The organism is Corynebacterium mastitidis DSM 44356 (assembly GCF_000375365.1).
Taxonomy (GTDB): domain Bacteria; phylum Actinomycetota; class Actinomycetes; order Mycobacteriales; family Mycobacteriaceae; genus Corynebacterium; species Corynebacterium mastitidis.
Window position 1 is genome coordinate 50,032 of the sequence record NZ_AQXB01000002.1, and the last position, 23,808, is coordinate 73,839.

The window sequence follows — 23,808 nt, forward strand, 5'->3', positions numbered from 1 at the left end:
GCATAGCGCCCGGGAAAAGGCCCTGACCGGTAAGGTTGGGGCCTTTTCTCATGCGCGGGCTTAGCCGTGGGCCCCTGCGCGCGCCCGGTGTGCGCCGCGATCGCAGGGAGGCCGCCGCGACGTGGGCTGCCTCACCCTACCGTGTTCCCTCCCCGCCGGGCTGGGTAACCAATTAATCTAGAGGGGCGATAATAGCCCAAAGAAGAACGGCCACAAGGGAAGGCAAAGACCAGTACCGTGAGTGCAACTACCCAACCGACGCCCTCGGCGCAGCAGACGGCGGCCGTGGAGCAGCTACAGCGCCTGCTCATGCCCAAGCGCGGGGAGCCTGCCGACGTGCGCAGCCTCTACTACATGGAAACCCAGAGCGCGCAGGAGCGCATCACCTGCCCGGACCGCCTGAACGTGGAGATCCCGGCGGGCGCGGAGCTGAGCTTTGAGACGTACTTTAACGCCTTCCCGGCCAGCTACTGGCGCCGCTGGTCGCAGCTCGACTCCGTGGTGCTGCGCGTGGAGGTCACCGGCAGCGCCCGCATCGACGTCTACCGCTCCCGCTTCGACGGCGGGCGCATCGCGGTGGAGGCCGCGCAGGTGAGCGACGACGCCGTGGAGTTCCGGCTCTCCCTGGCCCCCTTCGAGGACGGCGGCTGGTACTGGTTCGACGTCACGGCGGAGTCGGCGGTGACGGTGGCCGGGGGCTGGTACGCCCCGCAGGCGCCCGGCCCGCAGACCATGCCGGACGGCACCCAGGTGGGGCCTTTCGACAAGTCCGTCACGGTGGGCATTCCCACCTTTAACCGCCCCAAGGACGCGGTGGCGGCCCTGGAGGCTCTGGCGTCCGACCCGGAGGTGGACGCGATCATCGACGCCGTGCTCATGCCGGATCAGGGCAACCAGCACCCGGCGGATGAGCCCGGCTACAGGGGCGTGACCGAGCACTTCGGGGAGCGCTTCTTCGAGTTCCGCCAGGGCAACCTGGGCGGCTCCGGCGGATACTCCCGCATCATGTACGAGGCGCTGGGGGATGCCACCCCGAGCAGCCCCTACATCCTGTACATGGATGATGACATCGCCATTGAGCCGGACGCCATCCTGCGCGCCGTGCAGGTGGCGCGCTACGCCGCGCGCCCGATCTTCGTGGGTGGGCAGATGCTCAATCTCCTGCAGCGCTCCGAGCTGCGCACCATGGGCGAGGTGGTCAACCACGCGGACTTCATGTGGTCGCCCGCCCCCAACGTGCACTACGATCACGACTTTGCCCAGCACCCCATGAACGACCTGGGCAGGCACGGCGATCCCCTGGGCACCGTGACCTCCCGCGACATCCATCGCCGCATCGACGTGGACTACAACGGCTGGTGGATGTGCCTGTTCCCCACGGTGGTGGCGGAGAAGATCGGGCAGCCCCTGCCGCTGTTCATCAAGTGGGATGACACGGAGTACTCCCTGCGCGCCAAGGAGGCGGGCTTCCCCACGGCCACCTGGCCGGGCGTGGCCATCTGGCACATGTCCTGGGCGGACAAGGACGACGCGATCGATTGGCAGGCGTACTTCCACCTGCGCAACCGCCTGATCGTGGCCGCCATGTACCACCGGGGGGACGTCAAGGGCATCATCAAGTCCCTGCGCAAGTCCACCTTCAAGCACGCCATGTGCCTGGAGTACTCCACCATGGCCATCCAGATCGAGGCCCTCAAGGACTTCCTGGCGGGCCCGGACCGCCTCTTCGAGATCCTGGAGAGCTCGCTGCCCAGGATCAACGCGATGCGTAAGCAGTACCCGGACGCCCAGGTGGTGCCCTCGGCGGCGTCGCTGCCGGACCCCTCGGGCCTGCCGGGCGGGGTGCCCATCCACGACATCGGCGGCCGCCTGGCCCCGGTGAAAAAGCTGCGCTGGCTGGCCAAGAGCCTGGCGCACTCCGCGCGCCCCGCGCAGGCCGAGCACCACGAGGTGCCGCAGGCCAACCTGTCCCGGCACGAGGCCCGGTGGTTCTCGCTCTCGCGCCTGGACAGCGCCACGGTTACCACCGCAGACGGCAAGGGCGTGACGTTCCGCAAGCGCGACCGCGAGCAGGCCAAGGAGCTGCTGCGCGAGACGCTGCGCCTGCACAAGGAGCTGGCCGAGCGCTTCGAGGGGCTGCGCGGGGAGTACCGCGCGGCGCTGCCCAGGCTGGTGAGCCGCGAGGCGTGGGGAGAGGTCTTTGATGCGTAACGAGGCGGACGTATTGGTGGCGCTGCAGTCCGCGGCCGCGGATCGGCCCGGGGTGCTTCCCGCCGCGCGGGCGCTCAGCGCCTTCGGCGAGCACGCGCTGGGGTGGATGGGCCTGGCCGCCGCGGGCGCGGCCCTGGACTCCGGGCGCCGCGCGCGGTGGCTGGGGGTGGGGGCCTCGGCGCTGGCGAGCCACGCGGCGTCGATAGCCATCAAGCGGGTGGTGCGCCGCAGGCGGCCCCACGACCCGAGGATTCGCGTGGGCGTGTCCACCCCCTCCCAGCTGAGCTTCCCCTCCTCGCACGCTACCTCCACCACGGCCGCGGCGGTGGCGGCGGCGGAGGTGACGCGGCGGCGCGGCCCGCTGCTCATTGTGCCGGTGATGATGCTCTCGCGTATGGTGCTGGGGGTCCATTACCCCACGGACGTGCTGGCGGGGACGGCGCTCGGCGCGGCCACCGCCAAGTTGGTGATGTCGAGGGTAGCGAGGAAGGAAAGGCGCACCGCGTGACGGAGCAGAACACGGGCATTTTTGGCTCGGAACCGCATACCGAGGGCATTGATAACACGAGGAAGCGCAAGCCGCCGAAGAATCTCCTCGACGGCATGATGAAGGCGCTGCGGCCCAAGCAGTGGGTCAAGAACGTCCTGGTGGTGGCGGCCCCCGCCGCCGCCGGGGCGGACGCGCTGCTCAACCAGCGCACGCTCGTGGACGTCGCCTTGGCGTTTATCGTGTTCTGCCTCGCGGCGTCCTCGATCTACCTCATCAACGACGCCCGCGACGTGGAGGCGGACCGCCAGCATCCCACCAAGCGCTTCCGGCCCATCGCGGCGGGCGTGCTGCCGGTGTCCGTGGCGTACGCGATGGCGGTGGCGCTCATCGCGGCGGCGGTGGGTGTTTCCTTCCTGGCCTCCTCCGGCTACGGGCTGGCCGTGGTGGTGGCGGTGTACATCGCCCTGCAGCTTGGGTATTGCTTCGGCTGGAAGCACCAGCCGGTGATCGACATCGCCCTGGTCTCCTCCGGCTTCATGCTGCGCGCGATGGCGGGCGGCGTGGCTGCGGGCATCGCGCTGTCCCAGTGGTTCCTGCTGGTCGCGGCGTTCGGCTCGCTGTTCATGGCGGCGGGCAAGCGCTACTCGGAGCTGCTGCTCGCGGAGCGCACGGGCGCCAAGATCCGCAAGTCCCTGCGCGGCTATACCCCCACCTACCTGCGCTTCGTGTGGACGCTCGCGGCCACGTCCGTGGTGATGAGCTACGCGCTGTGGGGCTTCGAGATGTCCAGCAGCGTGGAGGCCGCCTCGGGCGTGTGGTACCAGATCTCCATGGTGCCCTTCGCCATCGCGATCCTGCGCTACGCCGCGGACGTGGATAGCGGCGACGGCGGCGCCCCCGACGAGCTGGCGCTGTCCGACCGCGTGCTGCAGGCGCTGGCGGGGCTGTGGATCCTGTGCATAGTGCTTGCGGTGTACGTGATGCCCGCTTTCGTCTAGCCTTATGAGGGCATAAAGGCGCTGTGGCCTCAATGATTTTTTCTTGTGTAACGGCGCCGTGATCTTTGGCGATGAACAAAAAGAACACGTGGTGCGCCAAGCGGGCGCGCCTCTCCCGCGAGGGGAAGATCAACGAGAGGTTTTGAGCTATGAACTCTAGCTTGCGCTCCACGCCGCGCGCCCTGGTGGCCCTGCTCGCGGCCCTGCTCACCGCCGTGGCCGGGGTGGCCGTGGGGGCCGGTGAGGCGCACGCCGCCAACCGCGACGAGCTGCGCCCCGACGCCACCGGCACCTGCGAGTGGGACCCCCACGGCCACTGGGTGCAGCGCTGCGACGTGTGGTCGCCCTCCATGGGGCGCAACATCGCGGTGCAGATCCAGCCCGCCGGGCGCGGCGGCGATGCCGGCCTCTACTTCCTGGACGGCCTGCGCGCCACGGAGGAGACCAACGGCTGGATGAACGTCCCCAACGCCCCGGCGGTGTTCGAGAACGACAACATCACCCTGGTGATGCCCGTGGGCGGCCCCGGCTCCTTCTACGCGGACTGGGCCGCGCCCGCCAAGTTCGACGTCACGGACCCGGTGAACTACCAGTGGGAGACGTTCCTCTCCAAGGAGCTGCCGCCGTACCTCCAGCAGCACTTCGGGGTCTCGCCCGCGAACAACTCCGTGCTGGGCATCTCCATGGGCGCCACCGGGGCGATGAACCTGGCGGCCAACCACCCGGAGCAGTTCCGTCAGGTGTTCTCCCTGTCCGGCTACCTCACCAACACGCTGCCGGGCGCGCAGACGCTGATGCGCGTGGCGCTGCTGGACGCGGGCGGCTTCAACCTCAACGCCATGTACGGCTCCGTGATCAGCCCCCGCCGCTTTGCCAACGACCCGCTGCTGAACATGGACGGGCTGCGCGGCACGGATGTGTACCTGGCGGCGGCGTCGGGTCTGCCCGCGCCCGCGGACCTCCAGCTTCCCATCCAGGACATCATCGCGGGCTCCCCGCTGGAGACGCTCTCGCGCGGCTCGAGCCAGATCTGGGCTGGCAAGGCCAGGATGAGCGGCATCAGCGTGACGGAGAACTACCCCATGCTGGGCCTGCACAACTGGAACCTGTGGGTGGACCAGCTCAATAACCACGTGCGCCCCCGGGTGCTCGAGGTGATGGGCGCGGCCTAGCCTCCGCGATCCCGCCGGTTCCGGCGGGAGGAGGGCCGGCGCCGGGTGTGTGCGTAAACTCCCGGCGCCGGCCCTATGTGTTCTACAATGGATGTAACCGTCACCCGTGTGGTTCATGTGAACCATGTGAAAATTGTGTTATATACTTTCGGATAATGCGTCGCACGAACGCCTCCCGCCGGGATTCGGCCCGGGGGAGCGGGGCGCCCGGGCCGCCGCCGTGCGGATGGTTGAGCTTTAAGGAAGAAGAAATAATGCGCAGTGCACACGCCGGGGCATGGTCCCGCAGGGAGTACCGAATGGACCGAGTGGTGGCCGCCGTCATGGTGGCCGTGGTCACCGCCGTGACGATGATGGTGGCGGGGCCCGCGAGCCCGGCGCACGCGGGCAACCGCGACTGGCTGCGCCCCGATTCCACCGGCACCTGCGAGTGGGACCCCGCGCTGTACTGGATCCAGCGCTGCGACGTGTGGTCGCCCTCCATGAACCAGCACGTGGCCGTGCAGATCCGCCCCGCCACCCAGGGCGGCAACGGCAGCCTGTACCTCCTGGACGGCCTGCTCACCGAGAACATCAATAGCTGGACGGTGAACTCCAACGTCCGGGAGGTCTTTAACGGGGACGACGTCACGCTGGTGATGCCCACCGGCGGGCGCGGCTCCTTCTACGCGGACTGGGAGGCCCCGGCCAGCCTGCTGCCCACCCCGGCCGCCCCCATGGTCAACCCGGACTACCGCTATGAGACGTTCCTGACCAAGGAGCTGCCGCCGTACCTCGAGGCGAACTTCGGGGTCTCGCGCAGCAACAACTCCATCATGGGCATCTCCATGGGCGCCACCGGCGCGATGAACCTGGCGGCAAAGCACCCGGATCAGTTCAAGCAGGTGCTCTCCCTGTCCGGCTACCTCACCCTCACGGTGCCGGGCGCCTACACGCTCATGGGCCTGGTGCTGCTCAGTTCCGGCGGGTTTAACATCAACAACCTCTACGGCTCCATCATGAGCCCCAAGCGCGCGGAGAACGATCCCTACATGAACATGGGCGGGCTGCGTAACTCCGACGTCGTGGTGGTGGCGGGCAGCGGCTTCCCCCGCGCCGATGACCCCAAGGACCCGCAGAGCCTGATCGTGGGCGGCGCCCTCGAGCAGGTCTCCCGCGTGTCCACGCAGATGTGGGGCGCCAAGGCGCGCGCCGAGGGGCTGGTGGACACCGAGGTCTACCCGGAGTTCGGCGTGCACAACTGGCCGATCTGGAACGAGGCGGTGCGCCAGAACCACGATCGGATCCTGCGGGCCCTGGGGGCCTAGCGGGTCCGGCGCCGTGATGGCGCGGGGACGGGGAGCGCGCGTGCGCGCCCTTGTCCCCGTTATTTCTTTGTGTCCGCGCGGAGTGTCCCCCGCGAAAAGTCTCAAGTTCAACTTAAACTTGACTAGACTGTGCGTAGGCGGAGCGACGGGAGAGGGGAACTCCCGCCGCTCGGCGGAAACCATAAAAAGTAAAGGACAAGGACACATGCGCGACACCGCATCCCGTGCGCCGCGGCGCTCCTTCAGGATCGCCGCTACGACGATCCCTACCGCCGTGGCTCTTGCCCTCGGCGGCATTGCCCCGGCGGGAGCCCTGCCCTCCCTCCCCATCAGCGTCTCGGACTACATCAGGCCCGGCGACTCCCACCAGCCCGAGCCCACCCGCACCGACACCCCGCAGATCCAGGGGCTGCCGGAGGGCGTGAGCGTGGACCGCGTGGAGTGGCTGAGCAGCCGCCGCGTGGCCGTGTACATCAACTCCCCCTCCATGCCGCAGAGCCCGGTGCAGGTGCAGATCCTCCTGGCGCGGGACTGGCACTCCCAGCCCGACCGCACCTTCCCGGAGGTGTGGGCGCTGGACGGCATGCGCGCCCGCGACGACGAGAACGGCTGGACCAGCGCCACCAACCTGGAGCAGTTCTACTCGGACAAGAACGTCAACGTGATCCTGCCCGTGGGCGGGGAGTCCTCCTTCTACTCGGACTGGCTGGAGGAGGACAACGGCAAGAACTACCGCTGGGAGAGCTTCCTGATCAACGAGCTGATCCCGGTGCTGGACAAGGGCTTCCGCTCCAACGGGAAGCGCGCCGTCACCGGCATCTCGATGGGCGCCACGGCCGCCGTGAACCTGGCCGCCCACAACCCCGGGCTCTTTAGCATGGTGGGCTCCTTCTCCGGCTACCTGGACACCACCACCCCGGGCATGCCCGCGGCGATCAGCGCCGCGATGTCGGACGCGGGCGGGTACAGCGCCACCAAGATGTGGGGCGCCTACGGCTCCGAGGGGTGGAAGAACCACGACCCCAAGCGCGGGCTCGACGCCCTCAAGGGCACCCCGGTGTACGTCTCGGCGGGCTCTGGGCGCGAGGAGAACGGCAAGGTGACCGTGCCGGAGCCCACCGCCCGCATGACGGGCATGGGCCTGGAGGCCGTCTCCCGCATGACCACCCAGACCTTTGTGAACCACGCCAAGAAGGCGGGCGTGGACGTCACCGCGCGCTTCCGCGACGCGGGCATCCACTCCTGGTACTACTGGCAGTTCGAGATGACGCAGGCCTGGCCCATGATCGCGGACGCCCTGGGCGTGCAGGACGGCGACCGGGGCGCGGAGTGCGCCCCGGTGGGCGCCATCGCGGAGGCCACCGCCTCCGGGGCCATCGGTACCTGCGTGAACAACGAGTACGACGTTGCCGACGGCGCGGGCAAGGCGCAGGACTTCCAGGGCGGAACCGCCTACTGGTCCGAGGCCACCGGCGCCCAGGTGCTCTTCGGTCGGATCAACGCCCGCTACGCGGAGCTGGGCGGCCCGGCGTCGTGGCTGGGCTTCCCGCGCAGCACGGAGCTGAGCTCCCCGGACGGCAAGGGCAAGTACGTGCTGTTTGAAAACGGCGCGATCTATTGGTCCGAGGCCACCGGCGCCTTCCCCGTGAGCGGCCCGGTGATGGACGCCTGGGGCGGGGCCAACTACGAGACGGGCGAGCTGGGCTACCCGGTGGCGGACGCCGTGCGCTCCGGGGACTCCCAGGTGCAGCAGTTCCAGAACGGCGTGATCGTGAGCACCGGCGAGGGCAAGGACGCCAAGGCGTTCCGCCTGAGCGGGCCCATCGGGCAGAAGTACGCGGAGCTGGGCGCGGCCACCTCGTGGCTGGGCATGCCCACCTCCAACGTGATCCGCATCCCGGGCGGGACGCTGCAGCAGTTCGAGCAGGGCAACATCTACCACTCCGAGGCCTCCGGCGCGCACGCCATCCGCTACGGCGCCATCTTCGACGCCTGGGGCGAGGACAAGTGGGAGCAGGGGGCCTTCGGCTGGCCCACCGCGGACCAGGCGGAGATCCCGGCGGGCGGCGAGTACGTGCAGTTCCAGCACGGCAAGATCAGCCAGGTCAACGGCAAGATCGAGAAGGAGCGCTCATAATGAGGCACCGCGGAGTAGCCCTGGCCGGGCTGGTCCTGGCCGCGGGCGCGGGCCTGGCGGCCTGCGGCGGCACCACCGTGGAGGGCGAGGGCGGAGACACCACCGTGGCCCCGCTGACGCGCAGCCAGTCCGCCACGGCCTCGTCCGGCTCTGAATCCAGCACGGAGTCCAGCGCGGAGCCCAGCGCCTCGGGCTCGGCCGACGCCTCGAGGGGCGAGAGCGAGAGCGCCAAGCCGGGCCGCACCCAGGCCCCCGCGCAGGATCGCGGGGCCCGCGAGATCGAGTCCCTGCCCGAGCCGCAGGGGGCCACCACCCCGGAGGAGCGGGAGTACCTGGACCTGGTGGGCAAGGGCGGGGTGGACACCGGCAAGGTCTCCGACCAGCTCATCGCGGCCGCGCAGTCCGTGTGCACGGCCTCCACGGAGGGCGGCGAGGGTGACGCCACGGCGCAGGCCATCGGCGGCCAGCTCGTGGAGCAGGGCTATACGGACATGGACGCCGCCAAGGTGGCGGAGCTGATCGAGTCCTCCGCCCGCGAGGCCTACTGCTAACCCAGCGCGGGCGCGTATCCTGGCAGAATGCGCAAGGTATTGACGGTTCTCGCGGCGCTGGCCGTGGTGGTGGCGATCGTGGCGGGCGCGGCCAACTGGGCGCTGCACCGCGGCGGCCCCGGCGAGCAGCCGCCCGCCGCCCTCGCGCCGTCGGTAGAGCAGCCCGCCTGGTGCCCCGAGGTGGAGGTCATCGCCGCGCCCGGCACCTGGGAGTCCGGGCCGCAGGACGATCCCATCCACCCGCACGCCACGCCCCTTTCCTTCCTGCGCACCGTGACCGTCCCGTTGCAGGAGCGCTACCCGGAGGACCGGGTGAAGGTGTGGACGCTGCCGTACGCCGCGCAGTTCCGCAACATCAACGCCCCGGGCGAGATGAGCTATGACGACTCCCGCAACCAGGGCATCGACCGCGTGCGCGCGGAGATGCGGGAGACGCACGGGCAGTGCCCCGCCACGGACTTTGTGCTCACCGGCTTTTCCCAGGGGGCCGTCATCATGGGGGATCTGGCGGAGGAGCTGGGCGGCCCGCAGCCCTTCGTGCCCGCCGAGCGGGTGCGCGGCATCGCCCTGGTGGCCGACGGCCGCCGCGTGCCCGAGCAGGGCGTGGCCGTGGGCAACCCGGTGAGCGGGGTGGGCGCGGAGGTGGCGCTGCAGCCGCTGAACGCCGTGGTGCAGCCCATCGTCCCCGGGGCCACCATGCGCGGCCCCCGCGAGGGCTTCGGGGCGCTCAACGACCGGGTGTACCAGGTGTGCGCCCCGGACGATCACATCTGCGACGCCCCGCGCGACGTGGCCAACGCGCTGGGCCGGGCGCGGGACATGATCGCGGCCGGGGGAGTGCACGCCCAGTACGGCACCAACCCCAACGTGTTCCCCGGCACCACCACCGATCGGTGGCTGGTGGACTGGGCCGTGGGGCTGATCGAGGGCGCCGCCCCCGCCCCTTAGTATTTCCCGCAAAAGTATTGGGTGCGGTAGATTCCTTAACTGGCATGGCGCACCCCGCCCGACACGCGACAGTAAGGAGAATCATGGACCTCAACGCGGCCCTCGCGGCGTTCTTCAACGAGAAGGGCGAGATCACCATCGATCCCCGCCTCACCCTCCCCGGACTCTCCGAGGTGCTCTACCAGAAGGAGCTGGCCGCGGGCGGGGGAGAGCGCCGCGCCCTGCGTTACTGGGACTACCAGGGCACGGGCGGCCCCGTGGACTACACGCGCAACCAGGTCAATACCCGGATCAAGGCCGTGGCGGCCCGCCTGCAGCAGGTGGCGCAGCCGGGGCAGCGCGTGGCCCTGCTCATGGGCAACGCCCCGGAGTACCTCTTCGGCTTCCTGGGCACCCTGTACGCGGGCATGATCCCCGTGCCGCTCTACGACCCCCGCGAGCCGGGCCACGACGCCCACCTGCGCGCGGTGTTCCACGACTCCAACCCCGGGATCGTGTTGACCAACAAGGTCTCCGCCCCCGCGGTGCGCGCCTACTTCGCGGACCTGCCCGGCACCGAGCGCCCCCGGATCGTGGCCATCGACGCCCTCCCGGACGCCGTGGCCGCCTCCTGGACCAACCCCCTGGACAAGCCCGAGGCCCAGGAGTACCTGAAGCAGCAGCAGGTGGCCCCGCTGGACCTCCCGGCCTTCCTGCAGTACACCTCCGGCTCCACCCGCACCCCGGCGGGCGTGATGCTCACGCACCGCTCGGTGCTCACCAACACCCTGCAGATCTTCGCCGCCGGCCACCTCAAAATGCCCATGCGCCTGGTGCTGTGGATCCCGCTGCACCACGACATGGGCATCATCCTGGCCACCTTCGCCCTCATCCTGGGCTTCGAGACGGAGCTGATGGGCCCGCGCGACTTCATCCAGCAGCCCTCCCGCTGGGTGGAGCAGCTCAGCAAGCGCGGCCCCGAGGACGACCTCGCGGTGTACACGGCGGCCCCGAACTTCGCCCTCGACCTGGCGGTGCGCTACGGCAACCCCGGGGAGGGGACCGACCTCTCCGGCGTGGACGGCATCGTCCTCGGCTCCGAGCCCATCACCAAGCGCTCCCTGACGGCCTTCTACGAGGCCTTCGCCCCCCACGGGCTGCGCCGCTCCAGCCTGCGCCCCTCCTACGGCCTGGCGGAGGCCTCCCTGCTGGTGACCACCCCGCAGACCGAGGAGCGCCCCGTGGTGGCCTACTTCGACCGCGAGGCCCTGACCCAGAGGCGGGCCGAGAAGGTGGAGGCGGATCACCCGGCGGCCGTGGCGCTGCTCTCCAACGGGCAGGCCGTCTCCCCCCAGCGCCTCGCGGTGGTGGACCCCGAGACGCGCCGGGAGGTGCCGGACGGCACCGTGGGAGAGCTGTGGAACCACGGCGCTAACCTCGCCGCCGGATACCTCAACCGCCCCGAGGAGACGCGCGATACCTTCGCCAACACCCTGGCCGGGAGGCTGGAGCGGGGCTCGCGCGCCGAGGGTGCCCCGGACGAGGGCTGGCTGGCCACCGGCGACCTGGGCGCGATCATCGACGGCGAGGTGTACATCACCGGCCGCCTCAAGGACCTCATCGTGATCGCCGGGCGCAACCACTACCCGCAGGACATCGAGTACACCGTGAGCCACGCCACCGGGCAGGTCGAGCCCACCGCCATCGCGGCGTTCTCCGTGCCGGGCGAGGACGTGGAGCGGCTGGTGATCCTGGCCGAGCGCGCCGAGGAGGCCGCGCCCGAGGCGGACGCCGAGGCGGCGGAGGCGATCCGCGCGGCGGTGAGCGCCGCCCACGGCGTGACGCCCACGGAAGTAAAAATTATGAAGGCGGGCAGCATCGCCAGGACGTCGAGCGCCAAGATCGCCCGCCGCGTGGCGCGCCGGAACTACCTGGCCTGACCGGCGACGTTCGTCTATCGCGGTCGCGCGGTGGGGTGCGGTGCGAGTACCCTACGGGGACGGCGATAGTAGCTATTTCTTTTCACCGATGACGCACTGTAGGGAGAAACCTCGCATGGCAGACAGCCCCAATGCCTCCACCACGATGACGGCCGCCCAGCTCAGGCAGTGGCTGCGTGAGTGGGTGGCGGGAGCCACCGAGGTCCCGGTGGAGGAGGTCACCGACGACCGCCCGCTGGAAAACCTGGGCCTCTCCTCCCGCGACGCGGTGCTGCTGTCCGGGGAGCTGGAAAACCTCCTGGGCCGCAAGCTGGACGCCACCGTGGTGTACGAGCACCCCACCATCGGGGAGCTGGCCACCCACCTGCTGAGCGCCCGGCCCGGCACGCGGGCCGATCAGCGGCCGGTCCAGGCCGCGGCCCCCAGCTCCGCGCCCGAGGACCACGACATCGCGGTGGTGGGCATGGCCGCGCGCTTCCCCGGTGCGGAGGGCCTCGACGAGCTGTGGAGCCTCCTGGTCGAGGGGCGCGACGGCACCACCGCCCAGCCCCCCGAGGGACGCTGGGCGGAATACCAGGGCGACCCCGTGGCCCGCGCCAAGATGGCGGAGCAGAACCTCGCGGGCGGCTACCTGAGCGACATCTCCTCCTTCGACGCGGAGTTCTTTGGTCTCTCCCCCCTGGAGGCGGCGAACATGGACCCGCAGCAGCGGATCATGCTGGAGCTGTCCTGGGAGGCGCTGGAGCACGCCGGGCTGCCCGCCAACGAGCTGCGCGGCACCCCCGTGGGCGTGTTCTACGGCTCCTCCAACAACGACTACGGCATGCTGATCGCCGCCGACCCACAGGCCGCCCACCCGTACGCGCTCACGGGCACCTCGAGCGCCGTGATTCCCAACCGCGTCTCCTACGCCCTGGACTTCCGGGGCCCCTCGGTGGCGGTGGACACCGCCTGCTCCTCCTCCCTGGTGGCGGTGCACCACGCCATTCGCGCGCTGCGCGCCGGGGACGCCACCGTGGCGCTGGCGGGCGGTGTGAACATCATTGCCTCGCCCTACGTGTCCACCTCCTTCGGGGAGCTGGGGGTGATTAGCCCCAGCGGGCACATCCACGCCTTCTCCGACGACGCGGACGGCTTTGTCCGCGCCGACGGCGCCGGGGTGTTCGTGCTCAAGCGCGTGGCGGACGCCGTGGCGCACGGGGACACCATCCTGGCGGTGCTGCGCGGCTCCGCGATCAACTCCGACGGACACTCCAACGGCCTGACCGCCCCCAACCCCGAGGCCCAGGTGGACGTGCTGCGGCGCGCCTACGCGGACGCCGGGGTGGACCCGCGCGACGTGGACTACGTGGAGGCCCACGGCACCGGCACGGTGCTGGGCGATCCCATCGAGGCCACCGCCCTGGGCGAGGTGCTCGGCGCCGGACGCGACGCCGCCAGGCCCACCCTGCTGGGCTCCGCCAAGTCCAACTTCGGGCACTCCGAGTCCGCGGCGGGCTCCGCCGGGCTGGCCAAGGTGATCCTGGGCATGACCCACGACGTGCTCCCGCCCTCGATCCACTACGCGGGACCCAACCGCTACATCGACTTTGACGCCGAGCGCCTCGAGGTGGTGGAGGATCCCCGCGAGTGGCCGGAGTACTCCGGGCGCAAGATCGCGGGCGTGTCCGGCTTTGGCTTCGGCGGCACCAACGCGCACGTGGTGGTCAGCGACTACGACCCGGCGGACTACCCCGGCCTAAACGGCGGGGTGGAGGCGCTCCTGGACGACCCGGAGGACCCCACGGTGCTGCTGCCGGTCTCCGGGCACCTGCCCTCGCGGCGTCGGGCGCAGGCCGCCGCGCTGGCGGGCTACCTGGAGGGTAAGGAGGACTCCGCGCTGCCCGCCCTGGCGCGCACCCTGGCCGCGCGCAACCACGGGCGCTCCCGCGCCGTGGTGCAGGCGGCGTCCGTGGCGGAGGCCGTGGCGCGCCTGGGGCGCGTGGCCGAGGGCAAGAAGGCCACGGGCATCGCCGTGGCGGATTCACCGGCGGTCGCCGGGCCGGTGTTCGTGTACTCCGGCTTTGGCTCCCAGCACCGCAAGATGGCCAAGGACCTCGTGGCGATCTCCCCGGCGTTCCGCGACCGCCTGGAGGAGCTGGACTCCCTGGTGCAGTACGAGTCCGGGTGGTCCATGCTCGCCCTGATCCTGGACGACGCGCAGACGTACAACACGGAGACCGCGCAGGTCACCATCACCGCCATCCAGATCGCGCTGACGGACCTGTTGGCGGACATGGGGGTGCGGCCTGCGGGCGTGATGGGCATGTCCATGGGCGAGATCGCGGCGGCCTACGCCTCCGGCGGGCTCACAGCCACGGAGGCCATGCGCATCGCCTGCCACCGCTCCCGCCTCATGGGCGAGGGCGAGAACTCGCTCGCGGAGGACGAGCTGGGCGCGATGGCCGTGGTGGAGCTGTCCACCGAGGCCCTGGCGGAGCTGGCCGCCGAGGACCCCCGTTTTGCCAGCATCGAGCCCGCCGTGTACACCGCGCCGGGCATGACCACCGTGGGCGGGCCGCGCGCGGACGTGAGCGCCCTGGTGGAGGTGCTGGAGGAGCGGGGCAAGTTCGCCCGCCTGCTGGCGGTGAAGGGCGCCGGGCACACCAGCGCCCTGGACCCGATCCTGGGCGAGCTGTCCGCCGAGATCGAGGGGCTGGCCCCGCGCCCCCTGCACACCACGCTCTTTAGCTCCGTGGACCGGGGCCGGGTGTACCGGCCCGGTGAGGTGGTGCACGATGCCGACTACTTCCTGCGCTGCACCCGCCACGCCGTGTGGTTCCAGGACGCCACCGAGGCGGCCTTCGACGCCGGACACACCGCGCTGGTGGAGATCGCCCCCAACCCCGTGGCCCTCATGGGCATGATGAGCACCGCCTTTGCCGCGGGCAAGCCGGACGCGCAGCTACTCTTTGCCCTCAAGCGCAAGGTGCCCGCCGCGTCCTCCCTGCGGGACCTGCTGGCCACCCTCTACGTGGCCGGGGCCCCCGTGGACTTCCGCGCGGTGCGCGGCCTGGGCGGCACGCTTGCCGACGCCCCCGGCACCCAGTGGAAGAAGCAGGAGTACTGGACTTCCGCGCGGCCCTCCGCCGGGGCCAGCGGCCTGCCCGGCGCCAGGGTGACGCTGCCGGACGGCCGCGTGGCCTTTGGAGCGGACGCCGCCCAGGCGCCCTCCGGCCTGGCGCTCGTGGAGGCCGCCGTGGCGGCGGTGGACCCGCAGGCGCGGCTCGTAGCCAACCGGGAGCACGGCCCGCTGCCCGCCAGCGGGGAGGTGACCACCGTGGTCACCCGCCACCTGGGCGGGCTCTCCGCCTCGGTGTACGCGGCGGGCAGCGCCGAGGCCCTGGCCGAGGGCTTCGCGGCGGGGGCCTCCCTGCCGGCGGGCGAGGCGGCCGCGCCGGAGCCGGCCGAGGCCGCGCCCGCGAACCCCGCGCCCGCGCGGGCCACCGGCATGCCCGGGGCGCGCGGCGACGTGGAGGTGGAGGCCCGCCACTGGGACCCCGCCTCCGGGGAGAGCGTGGAGGACCGGCTGCGCGCCATCGTCTCGGAGTCCATGGGCTACGAGGCCGAGGACCTGCCGCTGGAGCTGCCCCTGATCGACCTGGGCCTGGACTCCCTGATGGGCATGCGGATCAAGAACCGCATCGAAAACGACTTCCAGATTCCGCCGCTGCAGGTCCAGGCGCTGCGCGACGGCTCGGTGGCCGACGTGATCCGCATGGTGGAGCAGGCCGTGGCGGACAAGGACGCCGCCGGGGATTCCGCCGACGCCGCCCGTGCCGAGGCCGAGCCTGCGGCTGCGGCCGAGGCCCCCGCCGCGACGGAGGAGCCGGAGGAACAGGCGGCGACCGAGGGGGCGTCGGACGGCGCCGGGCAGGGCGTGGGTGTGGCCCCGCGCGACGCCTCCGAGCGCCTGGTGTTTGCCACCTGGGCGGGCCTGACGGGCACCGCGGCGGCGGGCGTGACCAGCGCGCTGCCCGAGGTCACCGCGGAGACGGCCGAGGCCATCGCGCGGCGGCTCAGCGAGCGCTCCGGCGTGGAGATCGCCGCCGAGCAGGTGGCGGCGGCCCGCACCCTGGAGCCGCTGGCCGACCTGGTGCGCGAGGGGCTGGAGACTGAGGTGGAGGGCAACATCCGCGTGCTGCGCGCCCGCCCCGAGGGCTCCCAGGCCCCTGCGGTGTTCATGTTCCACCCCGCCGGGGGCTCCTCCGTGGTGTACCAGCCGCTCATGCGGCGGCTGCCGGAGGCCGTGCCGGTGTACGGCGTGGAGCGCCGCGAGGGGCCGCTGGAGGAGCGCGCGGCCGCCTACCTCGACGAGATCCGCGAGTACGCCGAGGGGCACCCCGTGATCCTGGGCGGGTGGAGCTTCGGCGGGGCGCTGGCCTACGAGGTGGCCCACCAGCTGCGCGCCGCGGGCGGCGTGGAGGTGGCCACCATCGCGCTGCTGGACACGGTGCAGCCCGCCGAGCCGATCCCGGACACCCCCGAGGAGACCAGGGCCCGCTGGGAGCGCTACTCCGCCTTTGCCAAGAAGACCTACGGCCTGGACTTCCCGGTGCCCTACGAGCTGCTGGAATCCGCCGGTGAGGAGGCCATGCTTGGCATGCTCACGGAGTTCTTGAGCAGCACGGACGCCTCCGAGCACGGTCTGGCCGCCGGGGTGCTGGAGCACCAGCGCGCCAGCTTCGTGGACAACCGCATCCTGGACAGCCTGGACATGCGCCGCTGGGCGGACGTGCGGGTGCCGGTGCTGCTCTTCCGCGCCGAGCGCATGCACGAGGGCGCGATCGAGCTGGAGCCGGCTTACGCGAACATCGCCCGCGACGGCGGCTGGGCCGCCATCGTGAGCGATAATGACCTGGAGATCGTGCAACTACGCGGCGATCACCTGGCCGTGGTTGACGAGCCGGAGATCGCCACGGTGGGGGCGCACCTGACCCGCCGCATCGAGGACCTTGAAAGGGGCCGCAACTAGTGTCCACCACAGCGCAAAAGCTCGCCGACCTCCAGGAACGCCTGGACAAGGCGCAGGACCCCGGCAGCGAGCGCGCCCGCGCCAAGCGCGACGAGGCCGGGCGCACCACGCCCCGGCAGCGCATCGCCGCGCTGCTGGACGAGGGCTCCTTTGTGGAGATCGGCGCCCTGGGCAAGACCCCCGGCGACCCGGACGCGATCTACTCCGACGGCGTGGTCACCGGCTACGGCCGCATCGACGGCCGCCCCGTGGTGGTCTACGCCCACGATAAGACCGTGTACGGAGGCTCCGTGGGCGTGACCTTTGGCCGCAAGGTGGTGGAGGTCATGGACATGGCGATCAAGATCGGCTGCCCGGTGATCGGCATCCAGGACTCCGGCGGCGCGCGCATCCAGGACGCCGTGACCTCCCTGGCCATGTACTCCGAGATCGCGCGGCGCCAGATGCCCCTCTCGGGCCGCAGCCCGCAGATCTCCATCATGCTGGGCAAGTCCGCCGGCGGCGCGGTGTACGCGCCCGTGACCACGGACTTTGTGATCGCCGTGGACGGCGAGACGGAGATGTACGTGACCGGCCCGGCGGTGATCCGCGAGGTCACCGGCGAGGACATCAGCTCCGCCGAGCTGGGCGGCGCTCGCCAGCAGGAGGCCAACGGCAACATCTCCGCCGTGGTGGGCAGCGAGGACGAGGCCTTTGACCTGGTGCGCGACCTGCTGGAGCACCTGCCCTCGAGTTGCTTCGACCCCGCCCCCGTGGTGGAGGCCCCCACCGACGAGGAGGTGGCGGACACCCGCGCCCTGGACACCTTCATGCCGGACGACACCAACGCCGGGTACGACATGATGGACCTGCTGGCCAAGCTGGGCGACGACGAGGACCTCATCGAGATCCAGGAGAACTTTGCCCCCAACCTGATCTGCGCCTTCGGCCGCATCGACGGGCGCACCGTGGGCTTCGTGGCCAACCAGCCCATGCACTATGCGGGCTGCATCGACGCCGACGCCGCCGACAAGGGCGCGCGCTTCATCCGCACCTGCGACGCCTACAACATCCCCGTGATCTTCGTGGTAGACACCCCCGGCTACCTGCCCGGCGTGGCGCAGGAGAAGGAGGGGCTGATCCACCGCGGGGCCAAGCTGGCCTTCGCCGTGGTGGAGGCCACCGTGCCCAAGGTGGCGCTCATCGTGCGCAAGGCCTACGGCGGCGCCTACGCGGTGATGGGCTCCAAGAACCTCACGGGTGACATCAACCTCGCCTGGCCCACCGCGCAGATCGCCGTGATGGGCGCGGCGGCGGCCGTGGTGATGATCCAGGGCAAGCAGCTCGCCGCCGTGCCCCCGGGGCCGCAGCGCGACCAGATGAAGAAGCTCTTCATGGACTTCTACGACCAGAACATGACCTCCCCCTACGTGGCGGCGGAGCGGGGCTTCCTCGACGCCATGATCCAGCCGCGCGACACGCGCCTGGAGCTGCGGCGCGCCCTGCGGCAGCTGGCCGATAAGCGCGACGGTGACCTGCCCAAGAAGCACCCGATCGCGCCGATGTAGGCGGCCTCGGCGGCGGCGCGGGGTGGGCCACCGGGGCTGGGCGTATCGCCGGACAAGGCGATACGCCAGTGTGCCCTCGGTAACGGGGACGAGGCTAATGGTCTACCCTCACCTAGGCTTGCGTACCAATGACAACGGCGGGTAAGGTCTGCCAGGTACTTGTTATGAGCCTCCCCAGCGGTGAGGCCAGGCGCGGCCCCCGTGGGCGCCCATAATTGCAATCAGAGGAGAACCCCCATGATCATGACCTTCACCAAGGGCATCGCTCTTATTTCCAGCCTGCTGCTGGGCGGCGCGCCCTTCGGCTCCAGCGAGGAGGTCCCGCAGGAGACCGTGGCCGCCGCTGCCGCCAACCAGGGCGCGGCCGCCGTGGACGCCACCGGGGATCCGATCGTGCTCGACCTGGAGGAGTTCCAGCTCACCGGCAAGGAGCGCGAGCAGGTTGCCGAGTCCTCCGTGAAGACCATCGAGGACAAGGCCGGGCACGACCTGGTGAACATCGAGTTCAACGACGACACCGTGGTGCTGCGCCCGGTGGAGTCCTTCGACGAGCAGAACGATCAGGAGTACTTCAGCGAGATCATGGATGCGCTGAAGACGCTCGGCTACGACAAGATCGCCGCCGTGGGCAAGCCGGTGTACGTGGAGGAGGCCCCGGAGTTCGACCTGGAGTCCCTGACCGCCGAGAAGGACATCGACATTGAGGCCGTGGCCCTGCCCGAGGTGGACCCGGCGTTCAGCCACGTGATCCGCGCGTAATAACGGGCTGGATAAAAAGAGCAGGTGGCGTTCCACCTGCTCTTTTTGCTTGCCGCGTAATGCTAGGAAGCGAGGCGCGGGCTGCGCCTCGTGCTACATCCCTACCCGCGCGCCCTCCGAGCCGCGCGGCCTGCCACGGCGCGCCAGGCCGCCATGAGCACCCCGGAGCTGACGGTGGCCACGATGATGAAGGACCAGTGCGGCACCGCGCCGTGGCGCAGCCCCCAGATCGCCAGGCCCACGATCACGGCGCAGGGCCAGGCCGCGAGCATGCTGCCCCAGAGGGAGGATCGCCGCCCCAGCGCCAGGCCGCCCCAGGCTAGGGCCACGCCCAGCAGGAAGGGCCACAGGGTGCCCAGCCAGCCACCTACCGTCAGCGGCATGTCCTCGCTGCGGTGCGCCACCCGGGCGAGCAGGGCGAAGAGGGCGATCGCGGCGGCGTCGTAGGCAAACCAACGGGTCATTGCTTCTCCTTAGATTCTGGGGAGGTGCGGGCGCGCAGCACCCAGCACCAGAGGAACACCACCCAGCCTACGGCCGCCAGCAGCACGAAGGTGAGCATGCGAAACACGATCGCGGCGGCCACGGCCAGGGAGGTGGGGATGCTGCCCAGGGCCACCAGGGTGGAGGTGAGCATGACGTCCACCGGGCCGAGGCCGCCGGGGGTGATCTGGGCCTGGCCCACGAGCTTCGCGGCGAGGAAGGAGAGCGCCACCCCCGCGACGTCGGGGTGTCCGCCCACGGCCACCACGCAGGCCCAGAGGCACACGATCTCCGCCACCCACTTGAGGGTAGCCCATATCAGGGGCATGACCAGGCGGGAGAGGGGAATGTCCACGGCGCGTAGCTGGGTGCGCAGCCCCGAGAGCTTATCGGTCCAGCGGTCCTCGGGGGCGCGGACCAGCCGGTTGAAGCGGCGCAGCGCGGCCAGCAGCCACGCCTCCACGGCGGCGGGGTTGCGCGCCGCCCAGCTCACCGCGTAGAGCACGGCGGCCAGCCCGGCGATCGACGCCCCGAGGGTCACCGGGTGCACCGAGGCCCCCAGGAAGAACACCGCGATCAGCCCCAGCAGGGCCATGCCCGCTGCGGCGAGCAGCCCCGAGACCACCATGTACCAGCTTGCCACCACGGCGCTGGCGCCCCAGGCCATCTGCTCGCGGAAGATCATGGCGGCGGCCACGGCGGGGCCGCCGGGCAGGGTGGCGGACCAGGAGTTGGCGGCCAGCCCCAGGGCGTTGGCGCGCCCCCGCCCGCAGGGCACGCCGGTGGCGTGCAGCAGGCTGACCATCATCTCGGCCTGGAAGATCATGGTGACGGCGGTGAAGAGCACGGCCACCGCGATGTAGCGGTTGTCCGCCCGCTTCAGCGCCGCCCAGCCCTCGTGGAGGAAGTGGGCGTTGTCCCGCAGCGCGTAGGCCAGGCAGGCCAGCACGATCGCCACGAGTCCGTAGCGGACCCACGGGCTGCGCAGCCAGGACCACACGTTACTTCTCCAGCCTCTCGACGAGGTCCTTGAAGGGCACCAGCTTCTCGTCCTGGGTGGTGGTGCGCCCGCCGCGCGCGGCCTCGGTGTCCTCGATCACCACGGCCTCGTCGATGTTGATGGGCGCGTGCGGCGCCGCGGCGGAGGGGCGCGGGGCGTCCTCGGGCCTTTCCGCCGTCGCGCCGTGGTCCAGCCGGGAGTAGGCGCGGCGCAGCCAGCGCGGCGCCCACCAGTTGTCCTCCCGCAGCAGGTGCATCACGGCGGGCACGAGCATCATGCGGATCACGGTGGCGTCGATGAGCAGGGCCGCGATCATGCCGAAGGCGATGTACTTCATCATCACGATCTCGGAGAAGCCGAAGGCCCCCGCCACCACGATCATGATGAGCGCGGCGGCGGTGATGATCCCGCCGGTGTGCGCGGTGCCGTACTTAATGGCGGTGTCCGTGCTGGCCCCGCGATCCCGGGCCTCCACCATGCGGGATACCAGGAACACCTCGTAGTCCGTGGACAGGCCGTACACGATGGCCACGATGAGCACCAGCACGGGGCTCATCAGCGGGCCCGCGGTGAAGTTGAGCGCCCCGGAGCCCACGCCGTCCACGAACATGAGGGTGAGGATGCCCAGCGTGGTGCCCAGCCCCAGGATGGTCATGATGATGGCCTTGGCGGGCAGGATCAGGGAGCCGAATACCAGGGCCATGAGGAGGAAGGTGGCCAGGACGATGTAGAGCGCCATCCACGGCAGCGTGTGCAGCAGCGCCTCGATGGACTCCACCTCCATCGCCGGGGTGCCCGCCACGTACACGGACACCCCCTCGGGGGCGTCGATGTCCCGGAGCTGCTCCACCACGCGATGGTTGTCCGCGCGGTCCTTAATCCCGGCGGTGAGCACCGTGGTGCCGTCCTGGCTGGGGTGGGAGGGGCTGAACCGGCCGGTGAGGCCCTCCACCTCGCTGGCCTGGCGGAACACGGAGCTGAGCTGCTGGTTGTCCGCGCCCGTGACCACCAGCTTGATGGGCTCGGTGCGGAAGGCCGGGAAGGCCTCGTTGAAGGACTCCTGGGCCTGGCGCGTCTCGTTCGTGGGCGGCAGGTACGTCTCGTTGATGCCGCCGAAGGTGATGTGGGTGAGCGGGATCGCCAGGGCCAGCAGGCCGCCGGCGATGACCACGGTCACGGCCTTGGCGTGCCGCATGGCCCAGGCGGGGATGCGCCACCACAGGGTGTCCTCCAGGCGCCTGCCGCGCCGGGAGGTGCGGCGCAGCGCCCAGCGGTCGATGTTGGTGCCGAGTAGCCCGAAGAGGGCGGGCAGCACCGTCACGGAGAGCAGGGCCGCCAGGCCCACCGCGGAGATCGCCCCGTAGGCCACGGACTTGAGGAAGGCCTGGGGGAAGATCATGAGCCCCGAGAGCGCCACGGCCACCATCGCGGCGGAAAAGACCACCGTCTTGCCCGCCGTGGCGGTGGTGGCCGCCACCGCCCGGGGGATGGGGGTGCCCTTGTCCATCTCCTCGCGGAAGCGGGACACCATGAACAGGCCGTAGTCGATGGCCAGGCCCAGGCCCAGCAGCGTGACCACGGACTGCGCAAACACGTTGACCTGGGTGCCGCCCGCGAGGATGGACAGGATGCCCAGGGAGCCCAGGATGGAGAGCACGCCCACGATCAGCGGCATGGTGGCCGCCACCACGGAGCCGAACACCACGAGCAGGAGCACCGCCACCACGGGCAGGGCCACCAGCTCCGCCCGGGAGATGTCCCCGGCCATGCCCTCGTCCAGGGAGTCCGCCACGGCGGTGGCCCCGGCGAGTTCCAGGGTCACGCCCGTGGGCAGGTCCTGGCCGCGCAGGGCGTCCTCGATGGCGCGGTAGTCCTTGAGCGTTTGCTCGCCGTCGCCCGCCAGCCCGATGGCGGCGAAGGCCCGGGTGCCGTCCGGGGAGATCATCTCCGGGGTGCGGTGGGAAAAGTAGCTGGTGATGTGCCCTATCTCGGAGGGGTACCGGGCCTTGAGGGCGTCGAGCTGGCCCTGGATCGCCGAGGCCACGGCGGGGTCGCTCAGGCCGCCGGGGGCGGCGGGGTCCAGCGTGTAGAGGGCGATCACGTCCCCGCTATCGTCGCGCCCGAAGGTCTCCTGCTCGATGCGCGCGCCCACGGTGGAGTCCGCCCCGGGGTCCTCCCAGCCCTCCTGGCTGAGCCGGTCGCCCAGGCGGAGCCCGAAGATCCCGTAGAGGGCGAGGATGGCGAGCACCACCAGGGCGGGGATGAGGCGGCGGTGGCGGTAGGAAAATTGACCCCAGCGCAGGAACACGGGCGGTTATCCTTCCTGCTCGGGGGCGGGCGCGGTGCCTGCGGTGGCGCTCGCGCCGCCCGGGTGCTCCGGGGCCGCCACCTTTTCCCAGAGGAACTCCGTGATGGTGTGCTCCATGCGCAGGCCGCGGCCCTCGAACTTGGTGCGCACCTGGCGGTCCGTGAGCACCGGGCACTCCGGCCACGGCCAGCCGCGGTAGCGCAGCATGGGCTCCACGTCCACCAGCTCCCTGATCCACTCCGCGTACTCGGCGTGGTCGGTGGCCACGTGCAGCACCCCGCCGGGCTTAAGCCGGGTGGCGATCAGCCGCAGCGGGCCGGACTGGATGATGCGGCGCTTGTGGTGCCGGGCCTTGGGCCAGGGGTCGGGGAAGAACACGCGCACCCCGTCCAGGGACTCCGGGGCAATCATGCGGTTGAGCACCTCCACGCCGTCGCCGCGCACCATGCGGATGTTATCCACGCCCTCGCGCAGCGCCGCCCCCATCATCTTGGCCAGGCCGGGCTTGTACAGCTCCACGGCGATGATGTTGGTGCCCTCCTCCAGCGGGGCCATGGCCACCGTGGAGGTGCCGGTGCCGGAGCCGATCTCCACGATGGTGGGGTGGCCGCTGCGGCCAAACCACGCGTCCACGTCGATCCGATCGTCGCTCATCACGCGGCCCAGGCGCGGCCAGTGCTCCTCCCAGGTCTCCTGCTGGTTGGGCGTGAGCGTGCCGCGGCGGAAGGAGACGGTGCCGAGGCGCGGGTAATCGAGGCCGTCGTCGAAGGACGATTGCAGGGGCCTGCCGTGCGGTAGGTCACCGAGGCTCGGGGCATGGGAGGAGGCAGAGTTTTTCATCCCCTACAGCATATCCGGGCAGGGGGTTGCGTATCGACGTCCCCCGGGCGTCGGGCAGCCCCCGGCCGAAAGGTTATAACCATCGCGGGCCGACGGGGCGCGTCGTGGCGGAGTGTGGCGAAGG

At 70.8% G+C, this 23,808-nt stretch carries 16 protein-coding genes; 12 read left to right on the top strand and 4 right to left on the bottom strand.

Going from position 1 to position 23,808, the window contains the following annotated elements; translation table 11 throughout:
- Positions 1-237: 237 nt before the first annotated feature.
- From B140_RS0102655 to B140_RS0102720, 12 genes are all read left to right on the top strand, one after another.
- Positions 238-2,211 carry a glycosyltransferase gene (locus B140_RS0102655; RefSeq protein ID WP_280512653.1) on the top strand — a complete coding sequence of 658 codons (1,974 nt, stop codon included), beginning with the start codon at positions 238-240 and terminating at the stop codon, positions 2,209-2,211.
- Positions 2,201-2,719, top strand: a complete 519-nt coding sequence (locus B140_RS0102660) for a phosphatase PAP2 family protein (protein WP_026165916.1) — start codon at positions 2,201-2,203, stop codon at positions 2,717-2,719. The genes B140_RS0102655 and B140_RS0102660 overlap by 11 nt, the downstream gene beginning before the upstream one ends.
- Positions 2,716-3,699, top strand: a complete 984-nt coding sequence (locus tag B140_RS0102665) for a decaprenyl-phosphate phosphoribosyltransferase (protein WP_018117807.1) — start codon at positions 2,716-2,718, stop codon at positions 3,697-3,699. The genes B140_RS0102660 and B140_RS0102665 overlap by 4 nt, the downstream gene beginning before the upstream one ends.
- Positions 3,700-3,848: 149 nt before the next feature.
- A complete protein-coding gene (locus tag B140_RS0102675; protein ID WP_018117808.1) occupies positions 3,849-4,871 on the top strand; it encodes an alpha/beta hydrolase in 1,023 nt (340 codons plus the stop codon).
- Between the two features lie 299 nt (positions 4,872-5,170).
- Positions 5,171-6,178 (top strand): alpha/beta hydrolase, encoded by a 1,008-nt coding sequence (locus B140_RS0102680; RefSeq protein ID WP_018117809.1) that lies wholly within the window; start codon positions 5,171-5,173, stop codon positions 6,176-6,178.
- A 205-nt stretch (positions 6,179-6,383) separates the two neighbouring features.
- Positions 6,384-8,315, top strand: a complete 1,932-nt coding sequence (locus B140_RS0102685) for an alpha/beta hydrolase-fold protein (RefSeq protein WP_018117810.1) — start codon at positions 6,384-6,386, stop codon at positions 8,313-8,315.
- Positions 8,315-8,866 carry a DUF732 domain-containing protein gene (locus tag B140_RS11700; protein WP_018117811.1) on the top strand — a complete coding sequence of 184 codons (552 nt, stop codon included), beginning with the start codon at positions 8,315-8,317 and terminating at the stop codon, positions 8,864-8,866. The genes B140_RS0102685 and B140_RS11700 overlap by 1 nt, the downstream gene beginning before the upstream one ends.
- Before the next feature lie 27 nt (positions 8,867-8,893).
- On the top strand, positions 8,894-9,814 hold the full coding sequence (locus B140_RS0102695; RefSeq protein WP_026165917.1) for a cutinase family protein: 921 nt from the start codon (positions 8,894-8,896) through the stop codon (positions 9,812-9,814).
- A gap of 83 nt (positions 9,815-9,897) precedes the next feature.
- Positions 9,898-11,733, top strand: a complete 1,836-nt coding sequence (locus B140_RS0102700) for a FadD32-like long-chain-fatty-acid--AMP ligase (RefSeq protein WP_018117813.1) — start codon at positions 9,898-9,900, stop codon at positions 11,731-11,733.
- 115 nt (positions 11,734-11,848) lie between these two features.
- Complete coding sequence (locus B140_RS0102710) at positions 11,849-16,747, top strand: type I polyketide synthase (protein ID WP_018117814.1); 4,899 nt, start codon at positions 11,849-11,851, stop codon at positions 16,745-16,747.
- The gene (locus B140_RS0102715) at positions 16,747-18,294 is read left to right on the top strand and encodes an acyl-CoA carboxylase subunit beta (RefSeq protein ID WP_018117815.1); all 1,548 of its coding nucleotides are present in this window, start codon (positions 16,747-16,749) and stop codon (positions 18,292-18,294) included. The genes B140_RS0102710 and B140_RS0102715 overlap by 1 nt, the downstream gene beginning before the upstream one ends.
- 237 nt (positions 18,295-18,531) lie before the next feature.
- Positions 18,532-19,053 carry a hypothetical protein gene (locus B140_RS0102720; protein ID WP_018117816.1) on the top strand — a complete coding sequence of 174 codons (522 nt, stop codon included), beginning with the start codon at positions 18,532-18,534 and terminating at the stop codon, positions 19,051-19,053.
- 101 nt (positions 19,054-19,154) lie between these two features.
- Here the strand turns inward: B140_RS0102720 and B140_RS0102725 are convergent, their stop codons facing one another.
- Genes B140_RS0102725 through trmB form a run of 4 tightly spaced genes read right to left on the bottom strand, consistent with a single transcriptional unit; the run spans position 19,155 to position 23,684 of the window.
- On the bottom strand, positions 19,155-19,517 hold the full coding sequence (locus B140_RS0102725; RefSeq protein ID WP_018117817.1) for a DUF3054 domain-containing protein: 363 nt from the start codon (positions 19,515-19,517) through the stop codon (positions 19,155-19,157).
- The gene (locus B140_RS0102730; protein WP_018117818.1) at positions 19,514-20,536 is read right to left on the bottom strand and encodes a lysylphosphatidylglycerol synthase transmembrane domain-containing protein; all 1,023 of its coding nucleotides are present in this window, start codon (positions 20,534-20,536) and stop codon (positions 19,514-19,516) included. Before B140_RS0102730 ends, B140_RS0102725 begins: the two co-directional genes overlap by 4 nt.
- A 1-nt stretch (position 20,537) precedes the next feature.
- Entirely contained in the window at positions 20,538-22,844 is a 2,307-nt protein-coding gene (locus B140_RS0102735) for an MMPL family transporter (protein WP_018117819.1), read from the bottom strand.
- A gap of 6 nt (positions 22,845-22,850) precedes the next feature.
- Complete coding sequence (gene trmB, locus B140_RS0102740; protein ID WP_018117820.1) at positions 22,851-23,684, bottom strand: tRNA (guanosine(46)-N7)-methyltransferase TrmB; 834 nt, start codon at positions 23,682-23,684, stop codon at positions 22,851-22,853.
- Positions 23,685-23,808: the final 124 nt, after the last annotated feature.